Genomic DNA, 12,633 nt, shown 5'->3' with positions numbered 1-12,633 from the left:
ATTCTGTGTTAATTTTCTCTACTTTATTTAATTATATAACTTCCCGATTCTTGTTTATAATCAGCGTTTATAATATTGCACACCAAAGCAACAACCTGATCAACTGGGAGTTCCTTGAAATAAGCGCTAATTTTAAGATTGTTTAAATTCTTGTTTTCAATCTGAACATTTACATTATAATTGCGGTTAATTGTCGCAATTACTTCGGGTAACGGAGCATCTTCAAAAACAATGATATTTTTTCGCCATAGCGAAATAGAGTTCATCGGAATATCTGTAAACGCTTTTAGTTTATTACATTTTGATTTAAAAACTACTTTCTGTCCCGGCGTTACATAGACATTTTCTTCCGTTACGGTCGACTTTACATTTACTCTTCCGGTTAAAACCGAAACTTCTTGCGTGGCGTGATCCGGATAAGCTTGTACATTAAAACTGGTTCCCAGAACTTTGGTGTCCATTTTATCAGTATGAATGATAAACGGGTGTTTTTTGTCTTTGGCAACATCAAAAAAAGCTTCTCCGGTTAAATAAACTTCTCTTGTATCTCCTTTAAATGCTGCCGGATATTTTAATCTACTTCCTGCATTAAGCCAAATTTGGGTTCCGTCGCTCAAAACTACTTTAGCGCGTTCACCAGACTTTGTAGTATATTGTTTGTTCATTATTTGTTCAGATGATAAATAAAAGAAGCATGACAAACCCACTAATACGAGTAAAGAAGCTGCCATCGCCCAATTTCTATTCTGAAGAAAAATAACTTTATTTGATTTCTTTATTTGTCTGAGTTCTCTATTTAATTTTGAACGATCAGATTTTATATTTTCGATACTATCCAATATTTCTTCCGGATGATCGTACCATTTATTCCATAGTTCTTCTCCTTTTGGAGAAGGTTTTCCTTCTAAAAAAAATTTTATATCTCGATGTAAATTTTCAGGCATTATAATTTGTTTATCTCTTTAATAGTATGTCTTAGAAATCTTAATTTCAGGTAGGCGGATAAGGTTACGCTTATGTTAAGAAAACAAAACGTTAACCTCAATCCCAGAATCTTTTGTCAGTTGAATTCGCCTAAATAGCTGCGCATAAACTTCAGCGCATAAGCAATATGATACTTTACGGTTTCGTGCGAAACGTTAAGTTCTTCGGCTATCTCTTTGTTGGTGTAGTGCTTAATTCTGCTTAGAATAAAAACTTCTTTGGCTTTTTTAGGAAGTAACGAAGCGGCTTTATCTACTGCTTCCTGTAATTCTTCATAATAAATAGAATCTTCTGTTGCATTTGTACTGCTGTATTCGACAGTATTGCTATCCAAAACTTCTTTTATATATTGGTCTGTAATAGTATGAGATTTGAAGTAATCTAAAGTCACATAACGAACTGATGTATAGATATAAGCCGAAAATTTCTTTTGAATGACCAAAGTCTTTCGACGTTCCCAAATGGTGGTGAAAACTTCCTGAACAATTTCTTCAGAAACGGGAATCGACTTCATTCTCAAATAAACAAAGCGAACTAACAAATCCCGATATCGAAAATATAATTCATCAAACGCTTTGTCTTTTCCTTGTCTCAATAATTCGACAAGTTCTTCATCGGTAAATCTTTTATACATAATACGTTGCTTTTGTATTATTTGGCGAATAAATAAGGCTTGCCAAAACATCAGTTCCGATTATTTTCTTGCGATGTGTTCTTAATTTAAAAAATGACATATTCTACAGTGTGTTGTTTTATAATATGTCTCCAAAATTAGAAATGAGGGTAGGTGAACAAGGTTACGTTTATATTAATAAAATGTTCCGATTATAAAACATTGTATTAACATTTCATTTCTCAGATGTTATGAAGGAAAGTTTAAAATTTAGATAATGAAGTTTTTATGATAATCAAGAACGGAAATGTGATGTTATATAAAATATTTAGTAAATCAGAAATGTGCCGTTAGGCACTAAATATTGGTAGCCCAATAAATTCGCAATGCGAAAGCGTGCCGTAGGTACGCAACAAACACCATCTATTACGTACCTACGGCACGTTTGTTTTCTTTAATTCATCTCATTCTACCGATATTTTGTACCTAAAGGCACATCTATCAAATGGCATTATTAAGACGTTTATATAAAAAGGTCACATCAATAACGTAATCAATATTCAAAATGTGCCGTTAGGCACTAAATATTGGTAGCCCAATAAATTCACAATACGAAAGCGTGCCGTAGGTACGCAACAAAACGCAATATATTACGTACCTACAGCACGTTATATCTTATTCAATGCATGTTTTTTTACCAACGTTTAGTGCCTAGCGGCACATATATCAAATGGCATTATTAAGACGTTTATATAAAAAGGTCACATCAATAACGTAATCAATATTCAAAATGTGCCGTTAGGCACTAAATATTGGTAGTAGCCCAATAAATTCATCATACACAAGCGTGCCGTAGGTACGCAACAAAACGATATCCATTACGTACCTACGGCACGTTATATCTTATTCAATGCATATTTTTTTTACCAATGTTTAGTACCTAGCGGCACATCTATCATGTGACATCATTAAGACGCTTACATAAAAAGGTAACATTAATAATGTAATCAATATTCAAAAATGTGCCGTTAGGCACTAAATATTGGTAGCCCAATAAATTCGCAATACGAAAGCGTGCCGTAGGTACGCAACAAACACCATCTATTACGTACCTACGGCACGTTTGTTTTCTTTAATTCATCTCATTCTACCGATATTTTGTACCTAAAGGCACAACTTATAGCAGAGATATTAACTAATTTACACAAAAAAAGGTGATAATCAATTAAGATATCACCTTTCTAGTATTTAAACAATTTTGTTGTTTAACTACTTTATAAACTCAATAATAAACCCTCCTTTTGGAGTTAAATCATGTTTCCATTTTGAAGTTATAGGAAACGTTTCTACTTTAAAATCCATTAACGGATCTTTGCCTTCAGATATAATTCTGAATTTTGAAAAACCTTTGCTGTATTTTTTAAGATCAATTGAAACTGGTTGTGCTGTATTAGTTCCGTTTATCCCAACGATATACGAAAGATTATCTTTTTTACGAGAAAGAACAATTGCTTTTCCAGGTTCTCCAATTATACATTCCGTTTTATCCCAAGTTGCAGGCATTTTCTTTAATAAGTTCTTAAGTTCAATTGGTAATGAATTAAAAACTTCTTCAGAATCGGCAAAATGAATAACTCCGGAAGTATAAATCATCGCCATTGACAACTCGTGAACCGCAGTATTTAAACGTGTATATTTTCTAAAAGTCAATGCAAATGGCGTATAATCTGCAGGTCCGGCAACGTTTCTAGTAAAAGGCAATACCGTATTTTGTTCCGCTGCTTTTTCAGGGAATCTTGGCTCATAAAAATAACTTTCCGTTCCTAAAATCGCTTCTGCTGTTACAAAATTCGGCCATGTTCTGTGCCATCCTCTTGGAACAGTTGTCCCGTGTAAGTTTACCAACAAATGTTGTTTAGCAGCGTCTTCAAAAACCGATTGTAGCGTTCCCATAACTTCTTGACGATCTGAACACCAAAAGTCAATTTTAACACCTTTTACACCCATATCAGCCAATTCTTTGAACCTTTTCTTTCTTTTATCCGCATCAAAATATTCCGCCGAATATCCCCAAACTAAAGGTTGAACTCCTTTTGCTAATGCATAATCAATAATTTTCCCTTCTTTATTCGCCTTTTCCCATCCTGCATCAAAAAGTGTATATCTAAAGCCAAATGAAGCCGAAACATCTGTGAATTTATTATACATTTCCGGCGTAAAATCCTCAGGATGTGACCACCATGACCAAGCCGCTTTTCCGGCTACAATCCAAGAAGTATCTTCGATTTTTGAGGCTGGAGCCAAATCTGTAATCATAGTCGATAATAAAATATCTCCTGCATTATCGCCAATCATAATCACTCTCCAAGGCATTGTCCACGGCAAACTTGATTCCGGATAAGCTTCTTTATCCGGCAAAGGCAAAGTAAATTTTTCGTCTTTTTTAGCGAAAGCTATGTTATAAATTCCGCCTTTAGAATCCGGTTGTAAATGACATCCCGGAAACGAACCGTCCGTTCCTGACTCCGCAATCAAAACCCAGTTTTTAGTATCATTTACATTAAAAAGCGCTGGCATGCACCAACCAACAGATTCGTTTCTCGCTCCACTTATTGGATCTCCTGATTTTACATTTACATAAAAATCTTCATAACCCGGCGTATAATCTCCGGCTTTATTATAAGGCTGAAGCCATCCTTTTGCATTTTGATCAATATGAAATCCTGTAATTTCATTTTTAAGAACTCTTTTCTGTGGTTCTTGATCTGTAAACTTATATCTAAAAGCAACTCCTTCTTCTCCGGCAATTAAGTCGATTATCATTAAAGCGCCTTGTTGGTTTTTGAAGGTTATGCTTTTACTTTCTAAAACATGATTTACAGCTTTATTATTCGAAACTTTAAGTTCGTATTTTTCGCGTTTCTCTTCCACAGCCGAAACATTTACAACAGACAAACCCGATGTAAAATCGTTATTTTCGAAAGTCAATCCAAGCGGAGAATCTAAAATTACCGTTTTATCCTTGCGTGTTACTTTATAAGACAACTTTCCATCTTGGCTCAAAGACAAAGTAATTTTATTTAGATTATCCTTAGATTTCAGATCAATTGCCGCATTTTGAGCTTTACCGCTAATCTGGACAAAAAATAGTACTGGCAGAAGTAAACTCAAAGATCGATGAATAAACATTTTTTTCATTATATATAATTTAGAGGTGATAGTTCAATTTTATTGGTTAGTAAAGATTTTTAGCCACGAATTTCACGAATGAACACGAATTTCTTTATGAAAATTTGCGCAATTTGTGATTAAAAAATTATTTTAATCTTTATAATGTGTAACAAAGTTTTTAGCCACGGATGATCACGAATTAATTAGTGAAAATTTGTGCAATTCGTAGCTAAAAAAAAATCCTTTTAATCATAATAATCTGTGGCAAAAATTTTTACCGAAAACATATATTTTTAACAAAGTCTTTAGCCACGAATTTCACGAATGAGCACGAATTAATTAGTGAAAATTTGTGCAATTCGTGGCTAAAAAAAAATCCTTTTAATCATAATAATCTGTGGCATATTTTTTTCTAATTTTCAAGAATTACAACATCAAAAGCATACGTAATCGTTTCGTTATAAACTTGTCCGGCTTCAAAAATTGTATTCGGAAAATGAGCATGATTCGGACTATCCGGATAATATTGGCATTCTAAACAAAGTCCGTCAAAAGGTTCATAATGCTTCGAATGTTCGCCGATTATTGCGCTGTTTAAATAATCTCCCGTATACAATTGTACGCCCGGATAAGACGTATAAACGCGCATTAATCGTCCTGATTTTTCTTCGAATAATTCACAAACAGCATTTTCATTGGATGAAATTCGATCAAAAATATAATAGATATTCAGTCCGTTATTTTGCATTACATCTGTCAGTTTATAATTAAAAAACAAATAGTTATCTGCTGGTATAATTTTTCCTGTCGGAATATAATCTTCTGTACTTTCGAGAATTTTTGTTGCCTGAATATTGAGTTTATGTTGAATTATTTTTTCGGCACAAGCCGATAAATTAAAATAAGAATGATTCGTAAAATTCAGCGGAGTTGATTCATCGGCTACAGCCAAAAATTCAATTTTGAGTTCGTTTTTATCCGTCCAATTATAAATCACTTTAGTATTTAAATTACCGGGAAAACCACCGTCTCCATTTTCATTTTCTAAAATAAAAATTACAGCATCATCTTCAATAACAAAATCAAAAACCTTGTCATTAAATCCAGCCGAACCGCTATGATTATTGTTTTTACCATCGTTTTTATCAAGATGAAAAGTTTTATTTCCGATCGAAAATTCGGCATTATTGATTCTGTTTGCAAAACGCCCAACCGTTGCACCTATATAAGATTTATCTTTTAGATAGCCTTCAAGAGTCGGAAATCCTAAAACTACATTTTCTTTAATTCCGTTTTTGTCCGGCACCACTATGGATTTTACTATGGCTCCATAATTAAGGAGCTCGACATAGTTTCCATGAACATTTGCGATTCGGAATATAAAGATTTCTTTGCCATTACAAACTCCAAAAGGTTCGCATACAATCTTATTAATAGGATTCATATTGTTTTTAAAAAAGGATTGAAAACATCTGTGTTATTCTAATATTTCAAATGTAGTTTCGATTATTATCATCAAAATGGACATTTTTTTTAAAAACATGGATTAAATTACGATATTTGAAAATTAGCAAAACGGGAAATGAAGAATTCATCACAAAAGGAAAAAATAAAAGTTAGAGAAGGTTTTTTAGGACAACGTATGATTGTGATTCCTAAAAACATTCTTTCGAGCATTAAAAAAAATGCGCTTATTGCCAGTTTGTACTTTACAGATATTGGTGTTTTCCCAAATGCAAGCCACCATTCGATGAAACGAAAACATGGAAGCAAACAATATATCCTGATTTATTGTTACAAAGGTGAAGGCATTATTAGCAAAGAAAACAAAACCATAACGCTCAAAGCGAATACCTTTTATATAATACCTCCGGAAGTTGCGCATGATTATTATGCATTAAAACAAAATCCGTGGAGTATTTACTGGATTCATTTTACAGGACCGCAAGCGCCACATTTCTACGAAAAATTCATCACGGAATTTCCGGACACAGCGCCACAATTATCGCTGGAAGAAAGGCGTATCGAACTTTTTGAAAACATACTTGATGTTATGGAAGATGGTTATAGTGCTAGTAATCTCGAGTATGCGAATCTCTCGTTATGGCAATTATTGAATGCTTTTTTATATGAGCGATTTTTCATCAAAAAAAACAGGCAATTTTCAGAGGATAATACTATTGAGTCTGCAATTGATTATATGAAAAAGCATTTGGATTTATCTTTAAAAATCAATGATGTCGCAGCTTATTTTAATTACTCGTCTTCTCACTTTTTCACCTTGTTTAAGAAGCAAACGGGCTATTCGCCAATACATTATTTTAACTATTTAAAAATGCAGAAAGCCTGCCAGTATCTCAGCTTTACTACGATGAGTATTAAAGAAATAAGCTTTGCTTTGGGGTTTAATGATCCGTTGTATTTCTCGCGTTTATTCAAAAAAATAATGAGTACTTCGCCCATACAATATCGCACGGAATACAAGCAGTAACGCAATTGTTTTCGTATTTTAGCAAACATCGTTCAAAAATCAGATTATAGTCCATCTATTCAAAAAAATCATCCATAAATCAAAGGTTCCTATTCTGCTAATTTTACAAAAGCTATTAAAACCTTTTTATGAAAAATTATAATTATACCTTTTTACTATCAATTAGCCTTGTCGCAGCCTTGGGTGGTTTACTCTTTGGCTACGACTGGGTTGTAATAGGTGGTGCAAAACCATTTTACGAAATTTATTTTGGCATTTCAGATTCTCCGGCTTTACAAGGTTGGGCAATGAGTAGTGCACTTGTAGGCTGTGTTGCGGGAGCAGCCGTTGCCGGAAAACTGGCAGATACCTACGGAAGACGTCCAATGTTGATTGTTGCCGCAGTATTATTTTCCTTATGTGCGCTTGGCACTGGAGCTTCAGAAACTTTTACAGTATTTATTATCTGGCGTATTATTGGCGGAATCGGAATTGGGATTGCGTCGACAATTTCACCTTTATATATTGCAGAAATCGCTCCGCAAGAAACCCGCGGACTTTTCGTTTCGATTAACCAACTTACTGTAGTTATAGGTATTCTTGCCGCGCAAATCACCAATATGTTGATTACTGAAGTTATTCCGACAGGATATACACACGCTCAGATTCTGGCTTCATGGAACGGACAAACGGGTTGGAGATGGATGTTTTGGGCAGGATTTTTCCCTGCGATTTTATTCTTTATTCTAATGTTTTTAATTCCTGAAAGCCCGAGATATTTGGCTAAAAAAGGAAAAAATGATACAGCCGAAGCAACACTAACAAAAATTGGTGGATTAGCTTACGGAAAAGAAGAAATCTCAAAAATCAAAGAAACCTTCACTGATGAAACGGAGAAAACTGATTTCAGAATGTTATTGGATAAAAAAGCTTTACCAATTCTAACAATTGGGATTGTTTTAGCTGCTTTCCAACAATGGTGTGGAATCAATATTATTTTTAACTACGCTCAGGAAATCTTTGTTTCGGCGGGTTATAGTATCAATGATTTGTTCATGAATATTGTTATTACAGGAAGTATTAATCTTGTATTTACGTTGGTTGCAATGGGAACTGTAGACAAAATTGGTCGTAAAAAACTAATGCTTTTTGGTTCTGCAGCACTTGCTGTAATTTATGCTTTATTGGGTTATTTTTATTATACCAATGTTACCGGTTTCCCATTATTATTACTGGTATTGTTAGCAATTGCTATTTACGCCATGTCCCTCGCTCCTATTACGTGGGTTATTTTATCTGAAATTTTCCCGAACAAAATCCGTGGTGTTGCGATGTCTGTAGCGACATTTGCGCTCTGGATTGCCTCTGCGCTTTTAGTACAAACCTTCCCTATTTTCAACGAATATTTAGGCACTTCCGGAACTTTCTGGATCTACGGAATCATCTGTGCCTTAGGATTTGTGTTTGTATTTAAAAAACTTCCTGAAACCAAAAACAAAAGTCTTGAAGAGATTGAAGAACTGATGGTTTCTGATAAAAAATCAAAGAATATTCAATAATTTAAATTTCATTACATCATGCAAAAAGTAAATGTTTGGAAGGAAAAAATAATCCTACCAACCTATGAGGTGGGCAAACCTGAAAAAAATCCTGTATTTATTGAGAAAAGAGTTTATCAGGGAAGTAACGGATCTGTATATCCTTATCCGGTTATTGAAAAAATCGCAGACGAAAAAATCGACAAAGAATATCAAGCCGTTTATCTTGAAAATGAGTTTGTTAAAATAATGATTTTGCCTGAACTTGGCGGACGTGTACATATGGCGTACGATAAAACCAAAGAACGCCATTTTGTATATTACAATCAAGTTGTAAAACCGGCATTGGTAGGACTTACAGGTCCGTGGATTTCTGGCGGAATCGAATTTAACTGGCCACAACACCACAGACCAACAACTTTTGATCCGGTAGATTTTACGATCGAAGAACATGAAGATGGAAGCGCAACAGTTTGGTGCAGCGAAGTCGAACGTATGTTTAGAACTAAAGGTATGGCGGGATTTAGATTATATCCTGATAAAGCATATTTAGAAATCAAAGCGCAATTGTACAATAGAACTTCATTCCCGCAAACTTTTTTATGGTGGGCAAATCCTGCGGTTAAAGTAAACGACGATTATCAATCGGTATTTCCACCGGATGTAAACGCTGTTTTTGACCACGGTAAACGTGATGTTTCGTCTTTTCCAATTGCAAAAGGAACCTATTATAAAGTCGATTATTCACCCGGAACTGATATTTCACGTTATAAAAATATTCCGGTTCCAACCTCTTATATGGCAATTGCGTCTAAATATAATTTTGTGGGCGGATACGAAAATGATTCAAAAGGCGGATTGCTTCACGTAGCCAATCATCATGTTTCTCCCGGAAAAAAACAATGGACTTGGGGACATGGCGATTTTGGTCGCGCCTGGGATCGCAACCTTACCGATGAAGATGGTCCATATATCGAATTGATGTGTGGCGTTTACACGGATAATCAGCCTGATTTTACGTGGATTATGCCGGGTGAACAAAAAGATTTTACGCAGTATTTTATGCCATATCGAGATTTAGGAATCGTAAAAAATGCGACCAAAAATGCAATGGTCAATCTGGAAAATATCGACAATAAATTAGTGATTAAAGCGTATACAACAGGCGTTTATCCTAAAACAACGGTTACGTTAAAGAACAACGATACGGTTTTATTACAAAAACAATACGATGCTTCACCGTACAATTCATTCGAAGAAACAATTGATTTTGATCACAATGCTTCTTTAGAAGGTTTGTCGATTTCGGTAACTGATGCTGATGATAAAGTTTTGGTAGATTGGGCTTACGAAGGACCAAATGAAGCTGAAATTCCTGAAGCTGCAAAACCTGCACTTGCACCTGAAGATATTGAAAACAACGAACAATTGTTCCTGACAGCACAGCATTTAGAACAATATAGACACGCAACTTATAGTCCGATTCCGTATTACAAAGAAGCTATAAAACGTGATGCCGGAGACGTTCGTTCGAATAATGCAATAGGATTATGGTTGATGCGAAGAGCAAAATTTACAGAAGCTGAACCTTATTTTAGAACGGCTATCAAAACTTTGACACAACGAAACCCAAATCCGTATGATGGCGAAGCGTATTTTAATTTAGGTTTATGTCTTAAATATCAAAATAAAAACAAAGAAGCTTACGACGCTTTCTATAAAGCAACGTGGAATGCGGCTTGGCAAAATCAAGGTTACTTTTATGTAGCGCAACTTGACGCATTAAACGGTGATTATGAATTGGCTTTGACACACATTAAAAAAGCAATTTCTAAAAATACCGAAGATCATAAAGCATTGCATTTGCAAGTTGCATTTCTTAGAAAATTAGGTCAGCACAAAAAAGCATCGCTTCACGCTAATATTTATCTGGAAAATGATTGTTTCAATTTTGGCTTACTTTTCGAAAAATACCTTTTGAGTAATGACAAAAAAGATCTGAAGTATTTTAATTCGCTCATTAGAAACAACATTCATACCTATATAGAGTATGCGTTAGATTATGCTGCTGCAGGTTTGTATCAGGAAGCTGTGAGTTTATTGAATGAAGGATTACAAGATGAAAACACCTATCCAATGGCGTGGTATTTTGCGGGTTCTTTTTATGAAAAATTAAATGATTTCGGTCAAGCCGAAAAATGCTTCAAAATGGCATCTCAGGCAAAACCGGATTATTGTTTCCCTAATCAGATTGAAGCGGCAATAGTACTTCAAAATGTAATTAATAAACAGACCAATGATGCAAAAGCTTTGTACTATTTAGGAAACTTTTGGTATTCTTCTAAATTTTATGATGATGCCATTTCTTGTTGGGAACAATCTGTATCTGTAGATGATAGTTTCCCGACTGCGCATCGTAATTTGGCTCTAGCCTATTACAATAAACTAGAAAATGAACAAAAAGCACTTGCGAGTTTAGAGAAAGCATTTTCATTGGATTTACAAGATTCCAGAATTTTAATGGAATTGGATCAATTGTATAAACGTCTCAACAGAGATTTGGTTTTCAGATTGGCTTTCTTAGAGAAACATTTGGAATTGGTGATTCAGCGTGACGATGTTTACTTAGAAAGAGTGGCTTTGTACAATCTTTTAGGGAAACACGACAAAGCTTTAACTTTATTACAAAACCGAATTTTCCATCCGTGGGAAGGCGGCGAAGGAAAAGTAAGCGGGCAATATCTTACTAGTTTAACTGAAATTGCAAAACAACAAATCTCCGAAGGTAATTATGATGAAGCTATTGAACTTCTGGAACAAGCCCAAACTTATCCTGATAATTTAGGCGAAGGAAAATTACCGGGAGCACAGGAAAATGATACACATTATTGGTTAGGCGTTGCTTTCGATAAAAAAAACAATCAGGAACAAGCTAATAATTGGTGGAAAAAAACGACTCAGGGATTAGAAGAACCAACCGCTGCGATTTTCTATAACGATCAGCAACCAGATAAAATTTTCTATCAAGGTCTTGCTTTCTTAAAATTAAACGACATTTCTGAAGCTAATAAACGTTTCGAAAAGCTTGTTGCTTATGCTCAACAACATCTAAACGATCATGTCACGATTGATTATTTCGCCGTTTCATTACCTGATCTTATGATTTGGGAGGATGATTTGGATAAACGTAATAAAATTCACTGTCTGTACATGCAAGGTTTGGGGCTTTTGGGTCTTGATAAAAAAGCTGAAGCAGAAGAAACTTTTACAACTGTTCTATCTGAAGAAAAAAGTCATTCAGGAGTTACGATTCATTTGTCTTTATTAAAAAATGAAGAATCGGTTTCTGTTTAAAAATAATGGTTAGTGGTTAGTAATTAGCCCCGACAGGTTTTAGAGACTTGTCGGGGCTTTTTTTGTAAATGAATATGGTACACGGATGACACGGATTCGCTTTCCGAAAACGCGGATAAAAACGGATTTTTTTATTTTGTTTACAATGATTAAGCTTAATCTTGTCATCTCGACGAAGGAGAGATCACACTCGTAAATCAATAAAGATTGATTCTTTTTGTTACGGAGTTTCTTGTGTGATCTCTCCTTCGTCGAGATGACAAAACTGCGCAGAATAACTTTGATGGCGAACCTTTGTCAAAGTTTTAAACTTTGACAAAGGTCATACAACACTCCAGCACTTTACATCAAAAAAAATGTCCTAATCTGATATTTTAATGCTCTTTCATGTTTTACGATATTTTATCGCCGAAGTATTTTTGCATGTTTTTAATAAATAGCGAATTATGACTAATTATATAACAAAAATTAGCATGCTGATCAAACTTTATTATTAAACCAAA

The 12,633-nt window shown here is 34.5% G+C and carries 7 protein-coding genes; 3 read left to right on the top strand and 4 right to left on the bottom strand.

Going from position 1 to position 12,633, the window contains the following annotated elements; all coding sequences use genetic code 11:
- Positions 1-23 precede the first annotated feature (23 nt).
- The 4 genes from C8C83_RS20400 to C8C83_RS20385 form a co-directional block, all read right to left on the bottom strand.
- The gene (locus C8C83_RS20400; protein ID WP_132011874.1) at positions 24-944 is read right to left on the bottom strand and encodes a FecR domain-containing protein; all 921 of its coding nucleotides are present in this window, start codon (positions 942-944) and stop codon (positions 24-26) included.
- 116 nt (positions 945-1,060) lie between these two features.
- The gene (locus tag C8C83_RS20395) at positions 1,061-1,618 is read right to left on the bottom strand and encodes an RNA polymerase sigma-70 factor (protein WP_121330408.1); all 558 of its coding nucleotides are present in this window, start codon (positions 1,616-1,618) and stop codon (positions 1,061-1,063) included.
- Positions 1,619-2,866: 1,248 nt separating this feature from the next.
- Entirely contained in the window at positions 2,867-4,795 is a 1,929-nt protein-coding gene (locus C8C83_RS20390) for a glycoside hydrolase family 97 protein (protein ID WP_121330407.1), read from the bottom strand.
- 385 nt (positions 4,796-5,180) lie between these two features.
- The gene (locus C8C83_RS20385) at positions 5,181-6,212 is read right to left on the bottom strand and encodes an aldose epimerase family protein (protein WP_121330406.1); all 1,032 of its coding nucleotides are present in this window, start codon (positions 6,210-6,212) and stop codon (positions 5,181-5,183) included.
- 138 nt (positions 6,213-6,350) lie between these two features.
- Here C8C83_RS20385 and C8C83_RS20380 point away from each other — a divergent pair, with 138 nt between their 5' ends.
- From C8C83_RS20380 to C8C83_RS20370, 3 genes are all read left to right on the top strand, one after another.
- Positions 6,351-7,259, top strand: coding sequence for an AraC family transcriptional regulator (locus C8C83_RS20380; RefSeq protein ID WP_121330405.1), 909 nt, complete (start codon positions 6,351-6,353; stop codon positions 7,257-7,259).
- 128 nt (positions 7,260-7,387) lie between these two features.
- A complete protein-coding gene (locus C8C83_RS20375; RefSeq protein ID WP_121330404.1) occupies positions 7,388-8,797 on the top strand; it encodes a sugar porter family MFS transporter in 1,410 nt (469 codons plus the stop codon).
- A gap of 18 nt (positions 8,798-8,815) precedes the next feature.
- The gene (locus tag C8C83_RS20370) at positions 8,816-12,130 is read left to right on the top strand and encodes a DUF5107 domain-containing protein (protein ID WP_121330403.1); all 3,315 of its coding nucleotides are present in this window, start codon (positions 8,816-8,818) and stop codon (positions 12,128-12,130) included.
- Positions 12,131-12,633: the final 503 nt, after the last annotated feature.

Origin of the sequence: Flavobacterium sp. 90 (genome assembly GCF_004339525.1) — a bacterium.
Taxonomy (GTDB): domain Bacteria; phylum Bacteroidota; class Bacteroidia; order Flavobacteriales; family Flavobacteriaceae; genus Flavobacterium.
Note: the sequence above shows the minus strand (reverse complement) of the source record. Positions and strands in the feature narration are given on the sequence as shown.